The 26,886-nt window shown below is 58.0% G+C and carries 17 protein-coding genes; 7 read left to right on the top strand and 10 right to left on the bottom strand.

Annotated elements, in window-relative coordinates:
* Positions 1 to 703: 703 nt before the first annotated feature.
* From ABFV38_RS00275 to ABFV38_RS00235, 9 genes are all read right to left on the bottom strand, one after another.
* Complete coding sequence (locus ABFV38_RS00275; RefSeq protein WP_069719885.1) at positions 704 to 1,009, bottom strand: hypothetical protein; 306 nt, start codon at positions 1,007 to 1,009, stop codon at positions 704 to 706.
* A complete protein-coding gene (cdiA, locus tag ABFV38_RS00270; RefSeq protein WP_348958129.1) occupies positions 1,006 to 13,311 on the bottom strand; it encodes a contact-dependent inhibition toxin CdiA in 12,306 nt (4,101 codons plus the stop codon). The genes ABFV38_RS00275 and cdiA overlap by 4 nt, the downstream gene beginning before the upstream one ends.
* Before the next feature lie 14 nt (positions 13,312 to 13,325).
* Positions 13,326 to 15,023: a ShlB/FhaC/HecB family hemolysin secretion/activation protein gene (locus tag ABFV38_RS00265; protein ID WP_348959446.1), complete on the bottom strand. Its 1,698-nt coding sequence runs from the start codon at positions 15,021 to 15,023 to the stop codon at positions 13,326 to 13,328.
* Between the two features lie 182 nt (positions 15,024 to 15,205).
* The gene (locus tag ABFV38_RS00260; RefSeq protein WP_348958126.1) at positions 15,206 to 16,159 is read right to left on the bottom strand and encodes a helix-turn-helix domain-containing protein; all 954 of its coding nucleotides are present in this window, start codon (positions 16,157 to 16,159) and stop codon (positions 15,206 to 15,208) included.
* A 26-nt stretch (positions 16,160 to 16,185) separates the two neighbouring features.
* Positions 16,186 to 16,965, bottom strand: a complete 780-nt coding sequence (locus ABFV38_RS00255; RefSeq protein WP_045907939.1) for an MBL fold metallo-hydrolase — start codon at positions 16,963 to 16,965, stop codon at positions 16,186 to 16,188.
* A gap of 123 nt (positions 16,966 to 17,088) precedes the next feature.
* A complete protein-coding gene (gene nlpA, locus ABFV38_RS00250; RefSeq protein WP_008500128.1) occupies positions 17,089 to 17,889 on the bottom strand; it encodes a lipoprotein NlpA in 801 nt (266 codons plus the stop codon).
* Positions 17,890 to 18,028: 139 nt separating this feature from the next.
* Complete coding sequence (locus ABFV38_RS00245; RefSeq protein ID WP_235400532.1) at positions 18,029 to 18,427, bottom strand: type II toxin-antitoxin system VapC family toxin; 399 nt, start codon at positions 18,425 to 18,427, stop codon at positions 18,029 to 18,031.
* Positions 18,424 to 18,690 carry a virulence protein gene (locus tag ABFV38_RS00240; protein ID WP_023618491.1) on the bottom strand — a complete coding sequence of 89 codons (267 nt, stop codon included), beginning with the start codon at positions 18,688 to 18,690 and terminating at the stop codon, positions 18,424 to 18,426. The genes ABFV38_RS00245 and ABFV38_RS00240 overlap by 4 nt, the downstream gene beginning before the upstream one ends.
* 129 nt (positions 18,691 to 18,819) lie before the next feature.
* Positions 18,820 to 19,239, bottom strand: a complete 420-nt coding sequence (locus tag ABFV38_RS00235) for a GNAT family N-acetyltransferase (protein WP_048030347.1) — start codon at positions 19,237 to 19,239, stop codon at positions 18,820 to 18,822.
* Between the two features lie 141 nt (positions 19,240 to 19,380).
* On the opposite strand from ABFV38_RS00235, the gene ABFV38_RS00230 reads away from it, so the two are divergent.
* A complete protein-coding gene (locus ABFV38_RS00230; RefSeq protein ID WP_032654360.1) occupies positions 19,381 to 19,677 on the top strand; it encodes a YicS family protein in 297 nt (98 codons plus the stop codon).
* A gap of 50 nt (positions 19,678 to 19,727) precedes the next feature.
* Here ABFV38_RS00230 and ABFV38_RS00225 read toward each other — a convergent pair whose 3' ends face one another.
* Positions 19,728 to 20,678 carry a LacI family DNA-binding transcriptional regulator gene (locus ABFV38_RS00225; protein WP_229226559.1) on the bottom strand — a complete coding sequence of 317 codons (951 nt, stop codon included), beginning with the start codon at positions 20,676 to 20,678 and terminating at the stop codon, positions 19,728 to 19,730.
* Positions 20,679 to 20,971: 293 nt separating this feature from the next.
* On the opposite strand from ABFV38_RS00225, the gene ABFV38_RS00220 reads away from it, so the two are divergent.
* From ABFV38_RS00220 to ABFV38_RS00195, 6 genes are all read left to right on the top strand, one after another.
* Positions 20,972 to 21,286 (top strand): PTS sugar transporter subunit IIB, encoded by a 315-nt coding sequence (locus ABFV38_RS00220; protein WP_032644367.1) that lies wholly within the window; start codon positions 20,972 to 20,974, stop codon positions 21,284 to 21,286.
* An 11-nt stretch (positions 21,287 to 21,297) separates the two neighbouring features.
* Complete coding sequence (locus tag ABFV38_RS00215) at positions 21,298 to 22,626, top strand: PTS sugar transporter subunit IIC (RefSeq protein ID WP_348958124.1); 1,329 nt, start codon at positions 21,298 to 21,300, stop codon at positions 22,624 to 22,626.
* Positions 22,627 to 22,643: 17 nt separating this feature from the next.
* Positions 22,644 to 24,020 carry a glycoside hydrolase family 1 protein gene (locus tag ABFV38_RS00210; RefSeq protein WP_348958123.1) on the top strand — a complete coding sequence of 459 codons (1,377 nt, stop codon included), beginning with the start codon at positions 22,644 to 22,646 and terminating at the stop codon, positions 24,018 to 24,020.
* Positions 24,021 to 24,025: 5 nt separating this feature from the next.
* Positions 24,026 to 24,328: a PTS lactose/cellobiose transporter subunit IIA gene (locus tag ABFV38_RS00205; protein ID WP_008500136.1), complete on the top strand. Its 303-nt coding sequence runs from the start codon at positions 24,026 to 24,028 to the stop codon at positions 24,326 to 24,328.
* Between the two features lie 138 nt (positions 24,329 to 24,466).
* The gene (locus ABFV38_RS00200) at positions 24,467 to 25,846 is read left to right on the top strand and encodes a carbohydrate porin (protein WP_008500137.1); all 1,380 of its coding nucleotides are present in this window, start codon (positions 24,467 to 24,469) and stop codon (positions 25,844 to 25,846) included.
* A gap of 134 nt (positions 25,847 to 25,980) precedes the next feature.
* Positions 25,981 to 26,886, top strand: coding sequence for an EamA family transporter (locus ABFV38_RS00195; protein WP_008500138.1), 906 nt, complete (start codon positions 25,981 to 25,983; stop codon positions 26,884 to 26,886).

The following is a 26,886-nucleotide window of genomic DNA, read 5'->3' as shown; positions in this document are numbered from 1 at the left end:
CATCATAACCCATGTTTACTTTATGGGTTATGTCGTTTTGAGCTTCTCTTCAGGGATTTAGCGGGATTATACGAGTACAGGTGAGATAAGGCGGGAGAGGCCTCTACGGACATCAACTCTGGCTGTATTGCCCGGCTATCGTGCCTGACTTTTTTCACTGTAACTATTTCCCAGACCATGGCATTACCGTTGCAGTTTGAATGCACTAGTCTTTTGTTGTTAATGTTTTTTATTTAAAGGATTTTTTCGAGTTATTTATATTAATATTATTCGTATTTTTCGCAGAGTCGTCAATAATATTTATGGGATTCGCACCAGATTCACCGGCTAAAAAATGGCGACTCTGACCCCCTTAAAAATCAGAGTACACTCCAGAGTGTACTCTGCCTTAAGCCTTGTCTCACAAGGGGAGAGTCTAGTTAGAGTGTAGAGTCGACTCTGATTAGAGTCTATACAGAGTCGCCAACGACTCTGTATTTTAATTCAGAGTTAAAAACATAACCCTGTATTTTATGCAACCCATTAAAATAAAAAGAAAATCATGCGAGATAAAATCTTGCGAGGTGTGTGGGAATTTTAAGACAGGAAGCAGACCATTGTAAAATAATCTACCGGGATGGATTTAATAATTGTCGAATAGTATTGTGGAGCAAAAAAAATCCCGCCACTTATGGCGGAATTTATTGAATTGATAAAATAATAATTACTCTATACGACCTTCTTCTTTTAGAATTTCCAAGAAGCGTTTATAAGCAATTTCATCGCCTTCAAGTAGATCATCAAGCAATTTCTCTTTGATAAGTGCTGAATGGTAAATACCACATCCACTATTAGCAAAATAAGTGAAATCACCTGATAAATCAGATTCAATGATCTCGACATCTTTAGCTTTATATGCCAACAATCCTCTATAGCCTTTGGAGTGACCAAGGAAATAAAGGTTGTCTTTTATCCAATACATCGCAAATACTTCAATCATTGTATCGGAACGTTGTGTTTTTATTTTCACTTTGTGTCTCTTAATGATGGCCCCGGCTGTAAAGGATTAGCCTGTGGTGTTGTTATTTTCATGTCATACGCTTTACCAGTATTCGAGTTGTACTGGTAATGTATTGTGATATTAGAACCATCCGGCAACTCATGAGTAACTTGCATCTTTTGAAAGCCCGCAGAACTTGGGAATCGAGGATCGTTATTCATTCCATCAAGTGGTTGTCCTTTCGCAGGATTGGCCTTAACATCATTCCATAAAATTTTCTCATTCAAATCCCTCGGATAAGGGTTCTGTATTCCTTTAGCTGTTGTGATCGTTTCGGCATTTCTGATCAACTGTTGCTGCTCTTTTGTCAGCGAAGACAAACCAGAACCAGAACTACCGGAAGTTGGTTTCTCGATAGTCAGAGCATAGATAACGCTAGCCAGTATTCCTTTTTTGAGATTGTCTTCATGTAATTGCGTATTGTTAGTTACTGGCTCAAGCTCACTAATAGAGTAAGCAGTCAACTCTTGGCATTTCGCAGTACAGTCGGGCGATGCAGCGAGTGTTTTCAGGTCTGCCAGCACCTCCTTCTGATCTTTTATCGAAATCCCTGTCGATAATGCCTGTTTCTGCTGCTCAACATCGAGTTTTTTCAGCCCGGCGATGAGTGCCTCTTTCTCAGCATCGGTTTTAGCCCTGGCATATTGCTCAGTGAACGTCTTGATATCCTTGCTGCTCAGATAGTTATTCTCAACCGTCGTTTTGCCCGCCTGAGCCGCCGCTACCGCGTTCGCGCTGCTGTCTCCGACAAGCCCACCAGCCAGGCCAGAAGCCAGTGTCGCCAGCGCAGATACAGCCTGTTTTTCTTCCTCGCTCAGTTCACTGACCTGTTTGCCAAAACCGTCAACCGCAATCTTACCAGCCAGCTCACCCACCGCCGCACCGGCTGCGGCCGACGCCGCATCTCTTCCGGAAGCGGCTGCAAGTGCGGCGTTGACAACCGCATGGGCCAGCACGCGTCCCTTAAGATCCTTCTCCGGGATGGCATTCGCGATGGCATTGGCGATATACGGCGCGGCACCGCCCGCAATCGCAGCTTTAATATCACCACCTGCCAGCGCCTGAATGGCCGCCGTTGCTGCCGTGATGGCGCGCTGGGTGCTCTGCCCCGTTCCCATGCCAGACTGGTTAAACGCTTCGTTATAGAAGGTCTGGTACATCTGGTCATGAATCGCCTGATCGGTAACCTCTTTACCGTCTTTTTTCAGCTGGCTGATGGCGGCGTTACGCGCATCGCTGCCCGCGGTTTTCATCTTCTCATTGGCCGCTTCCGTGGCCGCAATCTTGCCGTTGGTGCGCGCAATGTCCGCAACCTGATTGCCGATCTCGCCAATCATTTGCGCGGTTTGCAGGCGTTTCTGCTCTTTCTCTTTGTTAAAGATCGGGTCGATGCTGCCGTTGGCATGGTCAGTGTCACGGCTGAGCGTGCTGACGTCCTGCTTCTGGTTAGTCTGGTCGCGAACAATGATAGCACCGTCGGCTACCGCTGATTGCGTGGTCCCTTCAGCATGGCCGCTGCCGCCCATTCCTGCCAGCATTGTGCTGGCCATGTTGCTAACCAGATTACCCGCAACCCCAGCGCCGCTGCTGAAGCCGACACCCTGATGTTCAACCTTATACTCCGCCTTATTGTTGATGTCCGTAAAGCCCAGCGTACCGGTCTCAAGGCGGTTTTTGTCTGCATCAGCACGGCTGGCAATCACCGCACCGTCCAGCTGCGTATGGTTGCCAACGTTAATATCAAAGCCGCCTTTGCCAGCGAAGATCCCGGTCTGCTCCTGGACCGAGTCGTAGTTGCTCTTCATCTTGTCGCGGCTGATGCTAAAGCTGCCGCTACCGCTGCCCGCTCCCCAGGTGTAGCTTGCACCCGCATTCATACTCTGCTGTTTGCTGTTGTATTTGTCGCTATCCTGCAAGCTGCTGAGGGTCAGGTCGCGCCCGACATCCGCCGTGACCTTATCGCCGTTGACCTGCGCGCCTTTAAGTACCGTATCGCGGCCGCTGGTCAGGTTGACGTTCTGTCCGGCATCCAGCGTCGTTTCGTTCCAGGAGGTTCCATTGCCTTTTTCGCTGCCTCTGGCGGCGTTTACGCTGGCAGAGACGGTGATGCCCGCGCCATTCGGACCGGCGGTAATACCGATCCCGATTGAGCCACCCTTGCTGGAGTTACTGCCCGTCAGTTTGTTGGTGTCGGCTGCACTCGTCAGGTTGATATCCTGAGCCGCATTGAGCGTCAGATCCTTGCCAGCCTTCAGCTGGCTGCCCGCCACGGTAATATCACCGCTGTTGGCAGCGTTGCCCTGACCTGTCGCCGTGATGGCGAGGTTACCCCCGGCATTCAGCGTGCTGCCGGTCGTTTTGTCCTGCTCCGAGTGTGAGGTGGATTTAGAGGACTGTCCGCCAATGGAGGCCATCACGCCGAACGCGCCATTGTTGGTGGGATCGCTGCCGTTAGCCGCTTCAGCGAGACGGTTGGCCTGCACGGCCTGAACACCCGACAGTGCCGCTTTGGTCGCCTGCAGTGCGGCGAGACGGCCATCGCTCTGGTCTTTCACCGCCATTGCCGTGCTGGCCGCAGTGTTCACCGCGTCACCCACTGCGCCGGAGAGGGCAATCGTCAGGCCACTGCTTTTCTGCTTGAAGGTTTGATCGCTGGTGAGCCTGTCGTGGCCCGGCTCGATCGTCACGCTGTCGCCGGTGAGCGTCATATTTTTGCCAGCCACCAGATCCGCGCCGCCGACATGCAGCTGATTACCGGCGGCAATATCAACGCTCCCCCCCGTCGAGCCCACCGTACTGAAGCTCTGGCTCTGGGTGGTGCCTTTCTCACGGAGATCCTGGGTACTTTTGCTGCTGCCGATGGTGAAACCAATCCCGCCCGACCCCATCAGGCCGGATTTTTTCTCTTCCTTAAAGCGCCAGGAGGTATCGCTGTTCGTCGCTGCCACAATATCGACGTTGTTGCCCGCCTTAAGCTTCACGTCGCCGTCGCCCGCCACGGCGGATCCGAACACCCGCAGGTTATTGCCCGCCACCACCTGCACGTTATCGCCGCTCAGCAATGAGCCGGATTCACGCGTCGCGCTGTTCTCCTCGATCGTGTGTGTGGTTTTCTTGCTCAGGAACCCTTTTTTGGTTTTGGTCTGCTCTTTGTAGTGATAATCGCTTTCGGTTGCGGTATTGAGATTGACGTCGCGGCCCGCCGCCACGCCGATATCGCCCTTCGCCGTTACCTGCGCGGCTTCGGTGGTGACATCGCGCCCGGCGAGGATCTGGGTATTCGCCCCGCTGGCGATCTCGGTTCCCTGCTGGCGTACCGATTCGTTGATGACGGTTTTCTTGCCTGACTTATAGCTATCGCCCTGCGTGGTCTCTTCCGCCGCCAGATTCACGTCGCGACCCGCCTGCAGCCCGACGCTTTTCTCCGCCGCCAGTGCGGCGGCCTGAGCGTTGATATCCTGCCCGGCCTTCAGCACCAGGTTATCGCCTGCGGAAATCGTGGTGCGGTCGAGCCCGGTGCTGTGGGACTCGCTTTTCCCTTTACGGCTGCTTTCGCTGGTCTGTGCCGCGTTCAGATTGAGATCGTTGCCCGCGCTCAGCCCCGCGCTGCCGCCCGCCTTCAGGTCGCTGGCGGTCACGTCAAGGTTGTGCCCGGCGTTCACCAGCAGGTTGCCGCCCGCGGTGACGTTACTGCCCTGATACGTGACGGACGAACGGCTGGTTTTCGCCCGGCTGGAGCTGAATGCGTCGTTGATCTGATTCGCGTTGACGGCAATATCGCCCCACGCGTTCAGCAGCATATCGCCGCCGGAGGCCAGGTTCGCCCCGGTAACGGTGATGTTTTTCCCCGCCTCAAGCGACAGGCCATCCTGTGCGGTAATAGACGCCGTGTTGCCCAGCAGGGTGTCTTTCAGGCCGATCTTGCCGTACTTCCCTCCGGCGTTGATATCAATCTGCTCAACCTGGGTCAGGTTGTTGATGCTGCCGTCCAGGCTCTCCAGCGCGACCGTTTTGCCGCTGATGGTGGAGCTGATGTTATTGATATCGCCGATGGCGCTCAGGTTCAGGTCGCCGCCCGCTTTCATCAGGCCGTTGTTGAGGTTGCTGATGCTGTTCTGGCTGTCGAGCGTCAGGCTGTTTTTCGCCAGCAGCGAGCTGCCGCTGTTGGTGATGTCGCCGCCCTTCAGGGTGACGTTGTTGCCCGCGATTACGCTGCCGTTATTGACGGTGACGTCCTTCGGTGACAGGTAGAGTTTCGGCACCATCACGGTTTCGCCGTTGACGGTGGCTTTCTCCCACCACAGCAGGCTGTGGTCGAGCGCGGCAATCTGATCGGCGGTCAGCGAGACGCCAAACTGCAGGCCCAGCGACTGCTGCGCCGCCGCGGCGTTGTCCATCAGATAGCGCATCTGATCCAGATCGGAGCCGATGCCGTTCAGGTAGCGGTTACCAGTCTGGTTGAGCACCACGTTGGAGACATAACGGGTATCGAACGCCGCATCACCGAGGAAGCGGTAATCGTAATCCGGGTTCAGGTTGAGACGGCCGAGCATGTAAGACGAGCCGAGGAACTGCTTCTCGTCGGTAAACGCCAGCCGCGTCTCCTGTGGCGCCGTGGACGACGGTTTGACCCCGAGCATTGCGTTCAGGTCGGCAAACAGGGCGGGATCAAGCTGTCCGAGACCGTTCAGTTTCGGGTTGATGCTGATCAGGTACGGGCTTTTCGGGTTATCGGAGAAGACGAAATAGCCGTTGTTGCCCGACGGCAGCGGGTAAGCGCTGGTATCGACGCGCTGGCCCTGATAATGCCCTACGGCGCCGCCCTGAGCGGTTCTGAGATCGGCGGTGGTGACCCCGGCGTTCGCCAGTGCGCCCAGCTGGCCGAGGTTCGCGTTGCCTTTCTGCCTGGTGCCAATGTTGCTGAGAGGCGTGCCGGACGCGCCGCCGTTTTCCAGCGCGCCGCCGCCGTTAAGCTGCTGCAGCGCACCCTGGAGCTGATCGTTCCACTGCGGCGAGTTCACCGCCACGGTGCCGGTCGTGTTCAGCCCCTGTTTTTGTACGCCGCTGCCGACGCTCTGGTTGCTGAGGGTGTTCAGCGACGGCGTGGAGATAACGTTGCTAACGCCGCCCGCGTTCGCAGTGGTATTGGTGTTGCTGATGTTACTGGTGAAGTTTGCGGTGACGTTACCGCCCGCCTGGATGACGGAACGATATATTGTTCCTCCGGATCCTTCGTCCCGATCATCACCCTGTGCGACATAGTGAATGGGGGTCTTCTTATAAACATCTGCGTCGACCGACGCGGAGGGATTTGCTTTACGATTATATTGCTCACGGTCGGCAACATATGTCCTGTAACGCGTCACTGTACCATCAGTCCATGACTGATTTTGCAGAGTCGTACCAGAAAGCAACATATCTTTCGCGGCAAGCAGTGTACTGGCATTATTTTCCAGTTGTCCCGCCTGAATGACCATCCCCTGGGCTGAACTAATCCGTCCCGCTCCACCATTTGCGGACACAGTTTGTGTCGTTCGTAAAATCGCAATCTCTTTCGCCGGACTGTTTTTCATCGGCATCGGAGTAGCTATATCCCTGCATGTAGGACCAGCTCCGTGCCCAGGACTGCCACCGCCGCTGCAGGATTCCATGACGATATAGCCATAATCGGTTCCCGCGATCAGCTCAGAAAGAGGGATATCCGCATAGCCGTCCTTCAACCACTTGACCTGCTCCATCAGGTTTTCGGTTTTGCTGTTAAGCACCACCAGACCATCCCTTTGGTTCAGCAAATGCCCCGTCCTGATCGCAATATCCCCATTCTGCGTCTCAATATTCCCCGACGTGTTCACCACCTGGCTGTTCGCATTTCCCGCCGCATCCCGCTGCATCCACAGGTTGTTCCCCGCCATGATGTCGCCGCGCTGGTTGGTGATGCTGTCGGCAAACAGCGCCAGGTTATTCGCCGCGTACAGTAGCGCGGTGTTGACGATGGCGCCCGGCGCGCTCAGGGTCAGCGAGCCGCGCGTGCCGGTGAAGCCGTCCACGGTAATATTGCTCCGGCTGGCCACGGTGATGTCACCTCCGCCCTGCACCGAGCCCGCGGCGTTCAGCGCCACGCTGCTGCCGGAGAGCGTACTCACGCCGCCGCCGGTGGTGATTTGTCCGTTGTTGCTGAGCTGCCCGCCCGCGTTCAGGTTGACCGCCTGCCCCTGCAGCACGCTGCGGTTATCGATGTCGCCGCCGCTGTTGATGGTCAGGGTTCTGCCTGCCGCCACAGCGGTTCTGCTGGTAAACGCGTTCGTCAGCTGCAGCGTTAAGTCCCCCAGGGACACCAGCTGGCCGGTAAGGTCCAGCCCCCGGCTTTGCAGCCACAGGTTGCCGCCGCTCAGCAGCTTGCCGCCCGCGCTCTGGGTTACCTGGTCCGCGCCAATATTCAGCTGCGTGTTGCCGAGCAGCGTGCCGCTGTTGTTCAGCTGGCTGTAGTTCACCGTCAGCTGTCCCGCCTGGGTGGTGCCCTGGCTGGCGAAGTTGGTGCCGGTCAGGGTGGCGCGATCGGCCACCCACGTGCCGCCGTTGGTGGCGTTTGCCGCATTCAGGATCAGGTCGGTGGCCTGCAGCCAGCCGGTGCCCGTGAACTGCGGCGTGCCGAGCGTCAGGCGCGCGCCGGAAAGCAGCCTGCCGTCGTTACGCGCCTGCGAGGAGGCGGTCACGCGCGTCTCGCCGCCGCCCTGGATAAGGCCGTAGTTAAACAGCGCGGGCGTGGTCAGCGTCAGCGCATCGCGGCTGACGATTTCGCCTCCGCTGTTGTTGGTCAGCGTCCCGCTGAGGGCCAGCGTCGCGCCGTTATCGCCCTGCAGACGTCCGTTGTTGGTGAGCGCCCCGGTGGTGATGCCGAGCGTGCCCCCCTGCATTTTGCCGTCGCTGGTGACGGAGGCCGCCGTGATGTTCAGCGCCCCGCCGGACAGCAGGGTGCCGCCAGACTGCTGGCTGACGACGCCGGTCTGGCTGAGGGTCAGGCCATTCACACCGCTGATGGCGCCGCTGTTGCTGAGCGTGCCGCCTGTCAGCGTCAGGTTTTTCGCCGCCCACTGGCCCTGGTTCGCCAGCGTCGCGGCCTGCAGCGTCGCCGCACCCAGCGCGGTGATCCTGCTGCCTGCGGTTCCGGTGAGCGTATCGGCCAGCGTCATCTGCAGCGCGTCGGCGCTCTGCACCGCGCCGCTGTTATTGAGCGACCGGGCGTTAAGCAAAATATTCTGTGCCTGCCAGCTGCCGGCGTTGGTCACCGCGCCGGACGCAATCGTCAGAGTACCCTGGGTGAGAAGCTTACCGCCTGCGCCGTTAATCAGCTCCTGCTGAGGCGCGGCCATCGCCATGCGCGCCATCAGCCGCTGCTGCCCCTGAACGGTCAGGCTCTGCAGACCGGTTAAGGTGCCCTGGTTGTTAATGCTGTTCTGATGCAGCGCGAGGGTGTTCCCCTGCACGGTACCGCTGTTTTTAAGCGTGCTGCCGCCGAGCGTCACATCGCCCTCGCTGAGGAGCTGCCCGCGGTTATCCAGCGTCTGTGCGGTGATATCCGTCCTACCCTGGCTCATCAGCGAGCCGGTTGAGGTCAGCGTGCCGCCGGTCGTGGCCGTCAGCGTTCCCTGGCTGAGCAGAGACCCGCCGTGCGCCCAGTCGCTGGCGCGGATGTCCGCGCCGTTCCCCTGCAGCGTGCCCTGCGTGGTCAGCTGGCCTGCATCCAGCGTCAACATGCCGCCGGAGAGGGTGCGCGAGGTCGCGCCCGTGGTCAACGTGGTCCCGGTGAGCGCCAGGCCATTCGTTCCCTGCATCAGCCCGCCGTTGTTCATATCGCGGGCAGTGAGGGACAGCGTACCGCCGGTGATGCGCCCCGGGTTCGCCAGGGTATCCGCGGTGAAGGCGGTCGTGCCGCCACTCTGCAGCAGCCCGGTATTCGTTAACGCCCCGCTGAGCGTGCCGCTGAGTCCCGTCTGCCCGTTCACCGTGCCGCTGTTGGTGAGGGTGGTGCCGGTCATGCCCAGTGTGGCGCCCTGCAGCGAACCGGCGTTGGTCAGCTGTCCGCCCGTCAGCGTGAAGCCGCCGCCGGAGAGCCATTTACCGTTCAGCTCGTTGATAAAGCGGTCGGCGGTGGCGTTAACCGCGTTGCTGCCCTGCATCAGGCCGCTGTTGCGCAGCTCAGTACCGCCTGCTGTCAGCGTTTTGCCCGCCACCGTGCCGCTGCTGGTCAGCGTCGTCGCGTTAAGCACGGCATCGTCGGTGGCAACGATGTTCCCCGTGTTGGTCAGGGCATTGCTCAGGCCCAAATCCAGGCTCTGCGCCTGAATATCGCCCCGGTTCGTCAGGTCGCTGCCCCGCAGGGTGAACCCGCCCTTCACCAGCAACAGGCCAGCGTTATCGAGCGTGTCGAGGGATAAGTTCAGAGGACTGCCGCTCACCAGCTGCCCGGTGGCGCCGTTGCTCAGCGCGCGGGTGGTCAGCACCAGCGTGTCGTTGCCCTGAAGAATCCCGGTGTTGTTCAGCTGCGCAGCCTTCATCGTGAGGGCTTTCCCGGCCAGTTGGCCGTCGTTGAACAGCTGCGCCGCCGTCAGCGTGAACAGATTCTGGCTGAGCAGGGCGCCCGTGTTATCCAGCCTGCCGGTCGCGGAAAGCGTCAGGGCATCCAGCGTCTGAATGCTGCCCTGGTTATTCAGGCTCCCGGCGTCAAGCGTCGCGCTGCGCCCCTGAAGGCTGCCCGCGTTGCTGAGGGTTTGTCCGCTGAGCGTCAGGGTCTCGCCGCCCGTCACCTGGCCCTGAGGCTGGTTCGTGAAGGTGTTCCCGGACCAGGCCAGCGTGCTGCTGCCCTGAAGCAGACCGCTGTTCTGCAGGTCGCCCCGCAGGGTCAGCACTTTCGCCAGCAGCTGGCCACGGTTATCGGTCCTGTCGGCCTGGACGTCCAGCGCCTGCTGGCTGAGCACCTTACCGCTGTTGGTCAGCGTGCCGGTCACCGCCGCCGTCACGCCCGTTTCCCCCAGCGCGTTACCGGTGTTCATCCACTCACCGGTGGCGAGGTTCAGGGTGTTGCCCTGCAGCAGCCCGGCGTTGTTCAGGGTGGTGTGGTGCAGGGCGAGCGCGCCACCGGAGAGCAGCATGCCCGCCTGCTGGTTGCTGAGCTGTGCCCCGGTCGTCGTCAGGGAGTGTGTTCCCTGCAGCGTGCCGCCGTTGGTCACCGACGCGCTGTTAAATTGCGCGTCGGTACCGGCCATCAGCCCGCTGTTCGTCAGGCTGGCGGTAGTCAGCGTCAGGCCGTTCCGGGCAATCACCCGCCCGTCGGCATCGTTGCTGGCTTGTCGGGTCAGGTTCAGCAGCAGCGCGGTGGCGCTGAGCTCACCGCTGTTGACCAGCGTCTCACCGCCGAGCGTCAGCGTTCCGCTGCTGCGCAGCGCGCCACGGTTAGTGAGGTCTGCCACGCCGAGCGTCAGCGCCGAGTCCCCCTCGACAGTGCCCTGGTTTTGCAGGCTGTTCGCCGTGATGTGCAGGTCGCTGGCCGCAATATTGCCCGCGTTAGCAAACGCAGTGCCGTTCAGGGTGAGCCGGTCGTCCGCCAGCAGGCGTCCGGTATCGGTGTTGGTCAGGCTGAGGTAGTCGCTGCTCAGGCTGACGCCGTTGATTTCACCCTGGTTTGTCAGCGTGTCGCCCCGGAGGTGCAGCGTGCCGTCAGTGGTGATAAGCCCGCTGTTAGACAGCACCGGAACGTTCAGCGTAAAATCCTGCGTGCTGTAGACCGATCCGCCCGCGAGGTTTGTGAGTGACCCGGTCTTCAGGCCGAGCAGGGTGGTCCCCTGCAGCAGTCCGCTGTTCTCCACCGAGGCAGCGTCCAGCGCCAGCGTACCGGCAACCAGCGTACCGCTGTTGGCGATGCGTTCAGGAGCCGTCAGGGTCAAGCGTTCCGCTTTTGCGACGCCGGACTGGAGGATGTTCTGTCCGCTGAGCGCGATGGCGCTGGCGGTAAGCTCTCCGCCGCTGGTCAGGTCGCCGGTCGCGTTAAAACTCAGCGCGTTACCGGTGGATTTCCCGGCGTGCGCAATCGTGCCCGCCGTCACCGACAGAGCACCCTTCGCCGCCTGCGTGCCGTTCAGCGCGGCATTCTGCGCCTGCAGAGTGAGCCCCTGCCCGCTCTGCAGATGCGCATCCTGGCCGGTGGTCAGGTCGCCGGTGCTGACGGTTAATGCCCCCGCCGCGTCCGTCTGCCCGTTCAGGCTGGCGCTGCGGGTCGCGGTAATCTGAACATTGCCCTGACTGGTGGTACGGGACGCCTGACCGCTGGTCAGGGTGCCGGTCTGCGCCGTCAGCGCCGTCGCGCCGGACAGGGTGCCATTCTGTTCAAGCGCGTCTGCCGTCACGCTCATCGCCCCGTCAGCCAGCAGGCTGCCGCTGTTACGGAGGGTCTGCTGCGCCGTGACGTTTGCATTGCCCTTCGCGCTCAGCGTGCCCCGCTGCTCCAGGTTACCGGCGCTTAGCGCCAGGTTACCGGCGCTCTGCAGGGTACCGCTGTTAGTGACCGTCTGCCCCTTCAGGGTGACGTCGTTACCCTGCACCGTGCCACCGTTTGTCAGCTCTCCTGCATTCACGTCAAGATGGCCTTTCGCTGCCAGCTGGCCGCTGTTGGACACTCTGTTGCCGGAGAGGGCAATGTCACGCCCCGCATTCACCTGCCCCTGATTACTAACGGCGCTGCCCGTCAGGCGGACATCGCCCGTGGCATCGGCCCGGCTCTGGCCGTCCATCACCAACTGTCCGCCGCTCAGGGCCAGATTTTCTCCTGCCGAGACCGCACTGGCCGTGGATGACAGCGTGCCGCCGCTGCTGAGGGTCGCGCGGGTATCGCTACCGCTGCGGGTATTCGTCAGCGTGATATCTTTCCCGGCCGCCACGCTGAGCGCGCCTTTGCTGGTGACGCTGCCGCCGCGCTGCGTCAGGCTGCCGTCGGTGGACAGCGTGGTGTCGGCCTGGCCTGTCAGCGTCGCATCCGCAAGCGCCATTCCTTGTTTGCTCGTGACGGTTAGCGCCCCGCCCTGTGCCGACACGCCGCCGCCGTTTACGGTCAGGGTATCTTTACTGTCCAGCGTCGCCGCGCCGCGGGAGACCAGGGAGGTATTGCTGAGCGTCATCCCCTGCCCGCTGCTCACCGACAGCGCGCCCGCGCTGTTTGTCCCGCCGCCCGTCGTCTGCACTTTCCCCGCAGCGGAAAGGCGCATATCGCCCTGGCTGGCGAGCGTGCTGTTATTGAGTTCCACATCCTGCGAGCTGGTCACATTCAGCGCGCCCCCGGCCTGATGGCTGCCGTTGAGGACCACTCCCGCGCCATTCGCGGTAATCGAGCCGCTGGCCAGGCTGTTCGTGACCGTCAGTTTCCCGCCCGCATCCAGCTGAATATCGCCCTGGCGCGCGGTGAGGTTGCCGAGGTTCACCCCCACGCCCGTCTCGCTGGAGACCAGGCGGATACGGTTGGCATACATCCCGCCGAGCGCGCCGGTATCCACGGCCACCACGGGCGCGGCGCCCTCATCGGCAATCGGTTTGACGCTGCCGTCTGCGCCCACACGGTTCGCCCCTGCCGTTACCGTCAGGTCGTTCGCATGTATCGCGGCGTTCACTTCCGTCGCGCGCGCAATGATCGACAGCGCGTCGCTCTTGCTGGCATCCAGCCCCTGGCCTTCAACCGTGATGGCGCCTTTCGTCACCTCCAGCGCCTGCAGGTTACCGCTGGCGTCGAACTGCGGTTTCCCCGTGGTCAGGGTGACGTTCGGGGTGTTGATAAATCCGCACCCGTTACAGGTAATGCCGTACGGGTTGGCCACCATGACGTTTGCTGCTTTACCGGCGACTTCCGTGTAGCCCTGCAGCTGCGAGCGGCTGGCGCCCGTGACTTCGTTGATAATGCCTTTCGCTTCCCGCCCGGCCTGCAGGTTGGGGTTGTTCTGGATAAGCCCGCCCAGTTGGGTCTGGGTTAAACGGTCCGTGCCGTTATTGAGGATAAGCCCCTCTTTGCCGACGTTATACTCACCGAACTGGTTATGCGAGATACCCGCCCCGTTGGGCGTGGCGATGTTGACGACCGGCACCCCGTTCCCCGCCCGATCGACCGTGGTCTGCCCGGTCGGCGTAAGCGCCGCCGCGACGGCAGGAGCCATCGGCTGCCAGACCATTAAGCCGCAGACAATCCAGCTGATCAGACGCTGCGAGAAACGAACGGGTGGGTGACGGGTATCCATAGTCGTAGAGTCTCTTAAAGCATGAAGGCAATGCGCCAGTTAACGCTCACATGATCCGGGCCGAGCCAGTCGGGGTAGTGCAGGGGCGTCCCGACCGAAATCTGGCTGCTGTACCAGCGCCCTGCGCTGCTCAGCCCCACCGAGCCTCCCCATAACGTGCCGGAGGCAAAGCGGTCCTGACGGTCTTTTTCCAGCCAGCCGCCGTCAACGGCGATCGTTGCGCTCACCGCGCCAATCACCGGAAGGGTGAAGAGGGAGTACCCCAGCTCGTTACGCCAGTAGCCGCCGTTATCCCCGGACAGGTACTGCTCTTTAAAACCGCGCACGGAGCTTTCGCCGCCGAGCGTCAGGCGCTCGGAACCGTACAGCCGATCGGGCGACCACTGGCCGTAGGCGCTGGTCAGCCACCAGGCATTACGGGTAATCGGCCGCTGGAAGCTGGCGTTCAGACTCCATTTGCGGAATTCCGCACGCGGCACATCCCCGGACTTATCTTCGTCGGTTTCGGCATTGAACCACGGCATGCCGTGGCTCCAGGTCGGGTTAAAGGTCGCCACGCCGCCCAGCATTTTTTGCGTGTGCGTAATGCCCAGAATCAGGCTGGAGAGGTTGCGCGTGCTGCTCTGAAGCGGCGCGTCGTTGAGCCAGTTGCGGCTGGATCGCTGAACCACGCCAGCCGCAATGCCGGTTTTCACCTCCCCGTTGCGGAAGACCACCCAGGACGCGTTAACGCGGTGGGTTTTGGTATCGCCCGTGGAGAGCCAGTTGAATCCCTGGTTATTGATGGTGGTTCGGTAGTTACTCCAGGCGTAGCTGTAGTCCAGTAATCCGTAGCCAAACGGCACGCTGACGCCCGCCTGGAAATTCTGCGCATCGTACGCGCTGGCAAAATCGCTGCTGCGCCCGCCGCTGACAAACCATTTATCCGCCAGCCCCAGCATATTATTGGCGGTGAGCACGCCACTCAGCTGATCTTCGCCGGTACTCTTCTGCCCGCTATTATCCAGGCTTACGGATACACTTAAGGGAAATTCCGGTTTTGCCGTGAGATTAACGATGGAATATCCGGCCTGCGTTCCCGGAAGAATTTCAATCTGAACCGGGTCGGTACGCAAACGGTTAATTTGCTCCATGCCCTGTTCGATGTCGCGTAAATTAAGGATGCCGCCCACCCGTCCCGGAAACGCCATTTTCAGCATACGCGGCGTTTCGCCTTCCAGACGGATCGCTTCCAGTCTGCCTTCCAGCACAACAATATTCAGCTGACCGCCGGAGAGATCCTGCTCGGTAAGAAAAGCGCGGCTGGTGATATATCCCCGGCTGATATACCAGTCAGAAATATGGGCGAGAAGCTCCGTTATTTTCGCCATATCCAGACAGCGGCCCTGCCACGGCGCGACAAGGGTCTGCCGGTTTTTCGGGGAGATTAAGGTCGCACCGGAAAGGGTAATGGTATGAATGGTGAAACAGGGTCCGGAGCCGGTAACAGGCAGCGGTCTGGCGGGCGCAGGGCGAGGAATACTGCGCTCCAGCTCCTCACGCTGTTGCTGGTTCTGTAATAAAAGCTGCTGCTGTTGCTGTTGAATGGAATCGCGATCGGCCGGCGACAGCGGCGCAGCATTGGCGCGCGCTAAAAAAAAGACGACCAATAAGATAGCAGCAGCATAATTTACTAATGAAATTATTCTATTTTTTATTTTGGAGCTATTCATCCATGCCACAAAAATGTCCGCAATGATTATTTGCGTAATATAAGAGCATTCTTAAAGCGAGTATATCTAATTTGCGTTAGGGCATCTGAAATAAATTTTTCTTTCAGAAAAATGAGAAGGGTATTAAGAAAAAATACGAACTAATTTAACTAAGCCTTAAATCTTGAGTTAGCCCGAATACACTAGCTGTGAAGACGGAAAGTTTTTCGCCACTCTGCGGGACTCACCCCAAAACGCGCTTTAAACTGCTGTCGCCAGGTGACAGCGGAATTAAACCCCACCAACTCAGCCACGCGTTCAATCGGCATATTTCCGGCTTCCAGTAAGATCTGGCTGCGCCGCAGGCGTTCGGCGGTCAGCCAGTCGGTGACGCTCATCCCCGTAGCGTTAACAAAATGACGGGTCAGGGTGCGGCGGCTCATCGAGACCACCTCCGCCAGCGAGTCCAGACTATGCGGTTCGGTGATGTGCTGCTGCAGGTAGTCGATCAGGCAGTTAATGCGTCCGTCGCGGGTATCTTTGGGTACCGGCTGGGCGATGAACTGCGCCTGCCCGCCCTCGCGGTGGGGCGGAACAATCATCCGACGGGCAATCTGGTTAGCGACCACGCTGCCAAAGCGCTGGCGAATGATATACAGGCAGCAGTCGAGGGCTGCGGCAGTACCGGCGGAGGTGATGATATTGCCGTCATCCACGTAAAGGGCATTAATATCCAGCTGAACGTTCGGAAAGAGCGACTGAAACTGACGTTCGAACTCCCAGTGGGTGGCCGCACGTTTGCCGTCGAGGATCCCCGCCCAGGCCAGCACAAACGACCCCAGACACAGCCCGACGATTTCCGCACCGTGGTCTCTCGCCTGCACCAGGCTGTCGAGCAGCGACTGCGGCGGGCGTTCAAGAACGTGCTGCCAGTAAGGAACGACAACAATATCGGCCTGCCCAATGGCGGTAAAATCCTGCGTGGCGCTGAGAGCAAATCCGTCTTTTGAGGTGAGAAACCCTGGCGTTTCGGCGCAGATCGTCACGTTAAAGCGCTTTTCTCCGGAGACAGAGTCGCCAAACAGAATGCAGGGAACGGAGTAGTGGAACGGGCTGAACCCGTCTACCGCGACAATCGCGACGTTGATTAGCGACATCTGTCTCTCCTTTCCCTTTCTTACACTCAGAATATAACGGTTTCGCCATCCTGGGGAATGCTCACTGCGTCACTCACCTGGTTGGCTTCAACGTACTCCCGCAGCGCGCTGCGGGTTAACAGACAGTGGTTAATGGCTTCCATATGGATCGCCACAATTTTAGCCTGCGGCAGCAGGAAATGGACGTTGAGCACATCCTCCTGCCCCATAATAATGGGCCCAAAACCAATGACGTGGGCATAGCCGGCGTTCAGCACCACCACGTCCGGCTGATGCTTTTGCAAATCGGCCGCCACCTCGTCACGCCAGACGGTATCCCCGGCAATATAGAGCGTCTTCTCATCAGGATGACGCAGCACCACGCCACAGGCCTCGCCCAGCCGCTCCGCCAGTTCGGGCACGGCGTATGCGCGATCGGTACCGTGCTGGCCGCCGTGGGTCTTCGCAATTCGAATCTCGCCAAAGGTGGTTTCGTCGGTCATGACCGTCAGGTTGCTAAACCCCTGGCTGCGCAGCAGCGCGGCGTCGCGGTCATTTTGTACGTAGATCGGTTTGTCTTTGGCGATCAGTTCCGCCGCGGCGCGATCCCAGTGATCGTCATGGGTATGGGTGACGATCACCGCGTCGGCGTCCAGCAGCGCGTTGACGTCAACGGGGAGTTCGACCGTCGGGTTGCGGCGTTCGGCATGGGCCGTGCCAGGGAAGCCCGGATAAGCGCCCTGTGGGGCCAGCATCGGGTCGACTAAAAGACGTTTTCCAGCATAGGTAATCAGTTGGGTGGCGTTGCGAATGTGGGTGATGTTCATGGGCTATCCTCCGGTTGGTGTGATAAGGAGGATAGCCAGCCGTCGCGCGTCACGCTGTGGGTTAAAGAGCGATTACTGATGAAATCGGGCCAATTTACGTCACCGTGCTTTATGCGGGTGTTTTTACCAGCCCGGCACCGCCCCGCCGTTAAAGATCGTCTCCGCTGCTTTCGCTACTTCAGGGGACTGATACGACTGGATAAATTCCTTCACATTCTCCGCGTCTTTGTTGTCTTCGCGCGTCACCACGATGTTCACGTACGGCGAATTTTTGTCTTCGATAAAGACGCTGTCATGCACCGGCGACAGCCCGGTTTGCTGAATATAGGTGGTGCTGATGATGGCGACATCCACTTTCGGGTCGTCCAGCACGCGCGGCAGTTGCGCCCCTTCCAGCTCCATGATTTTCAGCTGCTTAGGGTTGGCGGTAATATCCAGCGCCGTCGGCAGCAACCCGGTATCTGGCTTCAGGGTGATGAGCTTCTCTTTTTGCAGCAGCAACAGCGCGCGTCCCAGGTTGGTCGGGTCGTTTGGAATGGCAATGGTTGCGCCGTCCTTCAGGTCAGACACGGATTTGATTTTGCGGGAATAGCCAGCCATCGGGAAAACAAAGGTGTTCGCCACGGCCACCAGCTTGTAGCCATGCGCCTTGTTATCCTCTGCAAGGAACGGGCGATGCTGGAAGACGTTGGCATCCAGCTCCCCCTGGTTGGTGGCATCGTTAGGCAACAGCGAGCCGCTGAAGCCCACCAGCTCCACGTCCAGGCCATATTTCTCTTTTGCCACCTTTTTGGCGACTTCCGCCACGTCCTGTTCAGCGCCGTTGATGACGCCGACTTTAATGTGTTTGGCATCGCTGCCACTTTGATCGCACCCTGCCAGCAGCAGGCCAGCCAGTACCAGAGCACCCAATCGACGTTTCACAAGACAGTTCCTTTTGCTGAATGGTGTAGTGACTATATCGACAACGAGGCGGGGAAATAAAAACCGAAAAAGAATCAATAAGAAGGATCGGTTATATGCGGGTATGGCCGGGTGACGCTGCACCACCGGGCATCAGGGATCACAACGTTGCCGTCCAGTCCTCGACGGCAAGCTCCTGCACCATTCTGAATGCACGATCGTTAGTAACAATCGTTGTTCCCCGACTGATAGCATGTGCAGCGATCAGTTGATCGAGATCCCCCATCACTTTCCCTTTCTTTTCCAGGGTTGCACGGAGTTCACCGTACGTTGCTGCGGCATCGCTGTCCCAGTCGCAAATCGTGATGGTATTGAGAAACTCCCGGATTGTATCTTTCAATCTACTGCTTTTCTTCTTGTCAGCACCATACAGCAATTCCGCTTCGGTAATGCTTGAGATACAAACGTCACCCGGCGCCAGACATGTCATTCTGCTTACAACCTCCGGGTGTCGTTTAAACAAGTGACTCACAATATTCGTATCCAGCATATGTCTCATGAGCATGCTCCATCCAGAGGGTCTCTTGTCGTAACACTCTGATTGCGTTCCTCCTTGCTCAAAAACGTATCTGGTACGTCCGTTTCTGCCAGCATGCGGAGAAAATTATCCCAGCTCTTTATTAGAACAGGTTTTGCCGCCAAAACGACATTCCCCTCCTCATCCCGTCGGATGTAGACGCTCTCCGCATCAAACGCGAATTCAGCAGGCAGCATAACGGCCTGATTCTGACCCTTTTTGAATAGTTTTGCTGTGCGTTCCATTGCTATCTCCATGGATGACTTGACCAGGCCAAAGCATGCGCCAGGGCCCGAAAAGAAGACAAGCAACACGTTTTAAATTAGGAAAGCGGCTCGCAATAAATAGCAGAATGCATAATGACAGAAACGGGCTTAAAGGGCTTTCGCCAGGTAATGTCGCTGCATGCCCGGATACGGATAATCCTGCAAAGACATCTGCAGCTGATACCCCTGCTTTTCATAGAACGGACGCGCCTGGAAGCTGGCGGTATCGACCAGCGCGTGCTTGCAGCCTTTGCGCCTGGCTTCTTCTTCGGCCGTTCTGATGAGCTGGCTGCCCACGCCGGTTCCGCGCACGGTATCGCTCACCCAGAGGTAGTCGATATTCAGCCAGTCGCCTTTGCGCACCCCAATGAGTCCGCCGAGCATGGTGCCGTTTTCGTCCCGCACGTAAACGCCAACGTCGCCGCTAAAATTTGTCAGATCGAGAAACTTTCCGTTAAAAGCCCTCAGCCCCGTCAGTAACTCCTCTTTCTCCTGCGTCGTAACATTATCAGTAATGCTCAGGTGCATATTTTTTCTCCTTGTTATCTGTGCCGTTTCACTATCTCACACACGCATCGTGGAGAAAATTCATACTTTCGGCTGGCGTCGCTACACTGAATGTAACGATATATTTCATGGGAAGCCTGTGACTTCTAATGGGGGTTGTTGATGAAAGCTGCGCATCTGGTCTGCCTGCTGGTTTGTCTGCTCTTCGCCGCGTTTGTCCATGCTCAGGAAAAGGAGGATCCGGCGAAAGAAGCGCAGATTAAGCAGCAGGTCATGAAAGATATAAAGAAAACCTGTACGCCACAGAAAAAGCAGAGCGATAAAGCCTGGCAGGCGATGATTTTGTCGTCAGAGGCCAATCAGCTGCTGATCAAAAATGCCGTTACCGCCGTGAAGCGCGACAACCTGGACGCCTACTGGGCGGCGGTTGGTCAGGTGGATTGTATGGAAGATTATTGAATGCTGCTTGCCGGGTGGCGGCTGCGCCTTACCCGGCCTACAAAATATTTTTAACGCTTACGCACGTCTGGAATGATCAAATCCCCGCGCAGCACATATGAGCCCAGCATCTGCGTTTTCTCCGTCAGCCAGCTCACGATACGCGCCGCCATGGCATCCATTGAATATTCAATCGCCGGGATCACCGGAATACCCGGCAGGTGCAGCGATCCGGCCAGGCTAAAGACCATAATGTCGTCCGGCACGGTTTTATTAAATGCCTGCAGCTGCGGGATCACCCGCTGGGCTTCCTGCTCGTCCGCCACCAGCAGTGCGTTGAAGTTCAGCGTGCTGGCGTTATTCAGCAGCTCCTGTAGCGCAACGGACGAGGAGGTCGCGTCCATGAACACAAGGTTGCGATTAAAGGGCAGGAAATTTTTCTCCAGCGCGTGCTTGTAGCCGAGCAGAACCTGGTCGGCAAACCCGCTACCGTGCGGGTGGATCAGGGCAATCTGGCGTCGCCCCTGGCTGGTCAGGTAGTTACAGGCGGTTTCGGCGGCAAAGGCGTGATCGAACTGAATGCTGTTGGAATTATCAGACTCCATGCAGTCGACCAGGATGACGTTGTCCATATCGACGTCCAGCGGGAAACGCGCGCCAATCACCAGGATGTCATCGCAAAGCCCGCGAGAGAGTTCTTCAAGGGCGTGCATCACTTCCGCTTTACTGTGCGCGAAGCGCAGCAGCAGGTGTTTTTGATGCTGGCTGAGCTGTTTTTCCAGCGCGTAGAGATAACCGGTGGTCTGGTTAATATTTTCCTGCGCGCAAATCACCCCGATACAGCCCGTCGACTGGCTCAGCAGCGACTGTGCAATCACGTTAGGCCGGTAGTTCAGCTCATCCACCGCTTTCAGTACGGCCTGACGGCTGGCTTCCTTTACGCCACGCGACCCACTCAACACTCGCGATACCGTGGCTTTAGACACCCCGGCAAGACGTGATACATCATTGATTGTCGACATCTCTTTCCCCTGGCAGGCTTACCTCGCGCCTGCAAATTCCATGACCGCTTCGGCTCACATTATAGCCAGAACGGAGTATATCCGTTTCCGTTTTCCATGGAAACCGATTTTCCGTTTCCACTCAAAATGATGTCAAAACAGCCAAATTATGTGACCTGCATCCGGTTAATTAGCCTCATAAGTATTGGATCTTGATGGTTGTCACAGTTCTGTCTTTTATGAATGGAAACCGGTTTCCGTATCATGTCCAATCATCCTCGCAATAACTTTTTACATTTAGAGGATGGTTGTCGATGTTCAAGATTATGCTGTGCTGCTCTGCCGGGATGTCCACCAGCCTGCTGGTCAGCAAAATGGTCGATGTAGCGAAAGAACGTGGTTTGCCGGTGAAGATTGATGCGTACGGTGTTTCCGAATTTGATACGCAGTTTCCGCAATACCAGGTGGTACTTCTCGGACCGCAAGTGAAATACATGTTACAGACACTCTCAGACAAGGCGGCGACGCATGGCATTCCGGTGCAGCCCATCGACATGATGGACTACGGCATGCAGCGTGGCGATAAAGTACTGGACTATGCTCTGTCGCTCATCGAAGCGGCACACTAAAAGGTGTTCACATGAGTTCGTTATATCAATCCATGGTCGCGGTAATTGAGCAGTCAATCACCCCGCTGGCCGCGAAGCTCGGTCAGCAAAAGTATGTGATTGCCATCCGCGACGGCTTTACCGCCGCGCTGCCGTTTATGATCATCGGCTCGTTTATGCTGGTGTTCATCTTCCCACCGTTTTCGGCGGATACCACCAACAGCTTCGCCCGCGGCTGGCTGGATTTCTCCCAGACCTACCGCGAACAGCTGATGCTGCCGTTTAACCTCAGCATGGGCGTGATGACCTTCTTCATCTCGGTAGGGATTGGGGCGAGCCTGGGGCGTCAGTTTAACCTCGACCCGGTGATGTCCGGCCTGCTGGCCTTTATGGCCTTCCTGCTGGTCGCCGCGCCGTATGCCGACGGCAAAATCTCGACCCAGTATCTCTCCGGCCAGGGCATCTTCACCGCGCTGATTACCGCGATCTACGCCACCCGCGTCTACGCCTGGCTGAAGCAGAACAACGTCACCATCCGCCTGCCGAAGGAAGTGCCCACCGGCGTGGCGCGTTCGTTTGAGATCCTGATCCCGGTGATGGTGGTGATCGGCACGCTGCATCCGCTGAACCTGTTCATTGAAGCGAAGACCGGGATGATTATCCCGCAGGCGATCATGCACCTGCTGGAGCCGCTGGTGTCCGCGTCTGACTCCCTGCCCGCCATTCTGCTCTCCGTGCTGCTGTGCCAGATCTTCTGGTTTGCCGGTATCCACGGCTCGCTGATTGTTACCGGCATCATGAACCCGTTCTGGATGGCCAACCTCTCGGCAAACCAGGCGGCACTGGCCGCAGGCGCGGCGCTGCCGCACGTTTACCTGCAGGGTTTCTGGGATCACTACCTGCTGATTGGTGGCGTCGGTTCCACCCTGCCGCTGGCGTTCCTGCTGCTGCGCAGCCGCGTTACCCACCTGCGCACCATCGGCAAAATGGGCGTGGTGCCAAGCTTCTTTAACATCAACGAACCGATTCTGTTCGGTGCGCCGATCATCATGAACCCGATGCTGTTTATCCCGTTCGTGTGCGTTCCGCTGGTCAACGCCTGCCTGGCGTACGGTGCAACTAAGCTCGGCTGGCTGGCACAGGTCGTCTCGTTAACCCCGTGGACTACCCCAGCACCGATTGGCGCCTCGTGGGCGGCGAACTGGGCGCTGAGCCCGGTGGTAATGTGCCTGGTCTGCATGGTGATGTCGGCGCTGATGTACCTGCCGTTCCTGCGCGCCTATGAGCGTACGCTGATTAAAAACGAAGAGCAGAAAGCCCAGGCTGCAACCGTGGGTGCCGCTGAAGCCACAAGCAATTAAGTCAAAGAGGAAGGGTCATGAAATACGCATTTCCCGATAACTTCTGGTGGGGCAGCGCAAGCTCCGCTCTCCAGACGGAAGGGGCAAGAGAGGGTGAAACCACGTGGGATTACTGGTTTGCCCGCGAGCCGAACCGTTTTCACAACGGCGTGGGGCCGCAGCAGACCTCCACGTTTTATCAGCACTGGAAAACGGACATTCAGCTGTTGAAACAGCTGAACCACAACAGCTTTCGCACCTCGATTAGCTGGGCGCGCCTGATCCCCGACGGTATCGGTGAAGTGAACCCGGACGCGGTCGATTTTTATCATCAGGTCATTGATGAGCTGAATGAACAGGGCATCACGCCGTTCATCACCCTGTTCCATTTCGACATGCCGATGGCGATGCAGGAGATAGGCGGCTGGGAAAACCGTGACGTGGTGGACGCGTACGCCCGCTATGCGCAGATTTGCTTTGAGCTGTTCGGCGACCGCGTGCTGCACTGGTTTACCTTCAACGAGCCGATCGTGCCGGTGGAAGGCGGTTATCTGTACGACTTCCACTATCCGAACGTGGTGGATTTCCGCCGGGCGGCCACCGTGGCGTATCACACGGTGCTGGCGCATGCGAAGGCAGTTCAGGCTTACCGCGCCGGGCATTACGCGGGGGAGATCGGCATCGTGCTGAACCTGACGCCGTCGTATCCGCGCTCGCAAAACCCGGCTGACGTGAAGGCGGCGCACGTTGCGGACCTGATGTTTAACCGCAGCTTCCTCGACCCGGTGCTGCGCGGGGAGTATCCGGCCGACCTGGTGGCGCTGCTGAAATCTTACGATCAGCTGCCCGCCTGCAAGCCGGAAGACGGTTTCCTGATTGCGGAAGGGAAAATCGACCTGCTCGGCATTAACTACTATCAGCCGCGTCGCGTGAAGTGCCGCGACAGCGCGGTGAACCCGCAGGCGCCGTTTATGCCGGAATGGTTCTTTGATAGCTACGAGATGCCGGGCCGCAAGATGAACCCCTACCGCGGCTGGGAAATCTATGCGCCAGGTATCTACGATATTCTGATTAACCTGCGCGACAATTACGGTAACCCCCGCTGCTTTATTTCTGAAAACGGGATGGGCGTCGAAAACGAGCAGCGCTTTATTGAAAATGGCCAGATTAACGATCAATACCGCATTGAGTTTATTTCTGAGCATTTAACCTGGCTGCATAAAGGCATTAGCGAAGGGTGTAATTGCCTTGGCTACCATATGTGGACATTTATCGATAACTGGTCGTGGTGCAATGCCTATAAAAATCGCTACGGATTTATCCAGCTCGATCTGGAGACGCAGCAGCGCACCATTAAGAAAAGCGGAGAGTGGTTTGCCGCCACCGCCTTAAATAATAATTTTGAAAAAGAGTAATGATAATGATCGCATTAGAAGAAGCCGTTATGGAAATTATCGTCAATGCTGGCCAGTCCCGCAGCCTGTGCTTTGAGGCGCTGCACGCGGCGCGCCAGGGCAACATTGACGAAGCCAAAAGCCTGCTGCGCGAAGCCGACGGCTATGCGCGCCAGGCGCACAAGATGCAGACCAAACTGATCGAGCAGGACGCAGGCGAAGCCCGCCAGCCGATGACCTTAATTATGGTGCACGCGCAGGATCATTTAATGAATTCGTTATTAGCGCGTGAATTGTCTGAAGAAATTATTCATTTATATCAGAGATAGTCTATGGCGAAATAAATTAATGTAATACCTCTGTACCTAAAACTAGAAATCCACTTGTTCTGATGATAGCGACATATTCTGTCAGATCGGAGCGGGATGGTTATTGTCTGAATAAAATTAAACTATATTGAGATAACCATGAATACGATTAAAAAACTTCCATTAACCATGGCGGTTATCGCCGCGCTTTGCCCAATTTCCGTGCTCGCACAAGAATTCACCCAGGAGCAAATCGACGCCATTGTGGCGAAAGCGGTGGATAAAGCCCTGGCCGAGCGCCAGGCCAAAATGGATGCCGCCGTCGCGAAAAAAGCGGACGTGGTGACCGAGCCGCAAAGCGCGGCGCAATCCCCGGACATGGCGATTCCGTTCGGGATTAAATTTACCGGCTACGCCCGCTACGGCGCACACTTCCAGGCCGCCGATCAGAAATACGTGGCTGTCGATGGCTCCTACAACGGCGCGTCCGCGATTGGTCGTCTGGGTAACGAAGGCAATGGCGGCGAGTTCCAGCTCTCTAAAGCCTTCAAGGGCGAAAACGGCGCCATCTGGGACATCAACGTGATGATCGACCACTGGGGCGACGAAGTTAACCTGAAAAAGGCCTACGCCGGGGTGACCAATATTATGGCCTCCAACCCGAACGCCTACTTCTGGGCCGGTCGTGACTTCCACCAGCGTCCGCAGCAGGGCATCAACGATTACTTCTGGATGAACCACGACGGCCAGGGCGCCGGGGTGAAGAACTTCGACATCGGCGGCGTGCAGTTTGACGTGGCCGCCGTGGCGGCGGTGGAATCCTGTAGCCCGGAAGTGATGGAAGACGAAGCGAACCCGTCGCGCATCACCTGTACCGGCGGTTCCGGCACGGGCGACAAAGGCAACTACGCCGCGACGTCTAAAATCCACGGCATGAAGCTCGGTCCGCTGGATCTGGAGCTGTACGCCAACTACGGCTTTGACTCGAAAGCGGTGGAGAGCGACGAGCGTCTGAACGCCTGGCAGGGTGGCGTGGTGCTGAGCCACACCAACGACAGCGGCGTGAACAAGGTGATCGCCCGCTACTCCGATAACGCGGACAACAGCGTGTTCAACAAAACCGAGGATCTGACCACGGTCTATGCCAGCTTCGAAGGGCTGTATAAATTCACCCAGGCCACGCAGGTGGAGTACATCCTCGCCTTCCACGACTATGACAACAGCCGCGATAAGACCGACAACCGTAAGAACTACAACGCCATCGTGCGCCCGATGCACTGGTGGAACGACGTTCACTCCACCTGGCTGGAAGCAGGCTGGCAGCACGTTGACTACGATAACGGCGGCGACAACAAGGGCTGGAAGCTGACCCTGTCGCAGAACATGTCTATCGCCATGGGACCTGAGTTCCGTCCGATGCTGCGCTTCTACGTGACCGGCGGCAAAGTGGATAACGCACGCACCGCGCGCGTGAACAACACCAAAGACGAGACGCTCGACGACTTCAACGTCGGCGCGATGTGGGAGGCGTGGTTCTAGTAGAGCGTCGTTTGTTTCGCCCGGCGGCGCTGCGCTTGCACGGGCCTACAAGGTTTTGTAGGCCGGGTAAGCGCAGCGCCACCCGGCAAGATCCCATGTTATGCTAGAAAAAAATCAACATAGCAGGGGAGAAAATGGGTTCCACACGTAAAGGGATGCTGAACGTTCTGATCGCCGCCGTTTTATGGGGCAGTTCCGGCGTTTGCGCGCAGTACATCATGGAGAAAAGCCACATTTCTTCGCCTTACCTGACCATGGTTCGCCTGCTGTTTACCGGCGTGATCCTCCTGACGCTCTCCTTCGTTCACGGCGACAAGATTTTCTCGGTCATCAAGCATCGCAAAGACGCCCTCAGCCTGCTGTTTTTCTCGCTGGTCGGCGCGCTCACCGTGCAGCTCACCTTCCTGCTGACGATTGAAAAATCCAACGCCGCTACCGCCACCGTGCTGCAGTTTCTGTCGCCAACCATTATCGTGGCGTGGTTCGCGCTGGCGCGGAAAACGCGCCCCGGCGTGTTTGTTTTGTCCGCGATTGTGACCTCGCTTGTCGGGACGTTCCTGCTGGTGACCCACGGCGACCCAACCTCGCTCTCCATCTCGCCAGCCGCGCTGTTCTTTGGCATCGCCTCGGCGTTTGCCGCGGCGTTTTACACCACCTATCCGTCAACGCTGATTGCCCGCTACGGCACATTGCCGATTGTCGGCTGGAGTATGTTGATTGCCGGGTTAATGCTGACGCCGTTCTACGCCGGGCGCGGGACGACCTTCGTCATTGACGGCAGCCTGCTGCTGGCGTTTTTCTATCTGGTGGTGATCGGCACCGCGCTGACGTTCAGCCTGTATCTGAAAGGCGCGCAGATGATCGGCGGGCCAAAGGCGAGCATTCTGAGTTGCGCCGAGCCGCTGAGCAGCGCGTTGCTGTCGGTGATGTTGCTGGGCGTGGCGTTTACCCTGCCGGACTGGCTGGGGACGCTGCTAATCGTGTCGTCGGTGGTGCTGATTTCGATGGATTCAAGAAGACGGGTGAGGACATCGGCGTGA

Source organism: Enterobacter cloacae complex sp. Mu1197 (assembly GCF_040059225.1).
GTDB lineage: Bacteria > Pseudomonadota > Gammaproteobacteria > Enterobacterales > Enterobacteriaceae > Enterobacter > Enterobacter quasiroggenkampii.
Note: the sequence above shows the minus strand (reverse complement) of the source record. Positions and strands in the feature narration are given on the sequence as shown.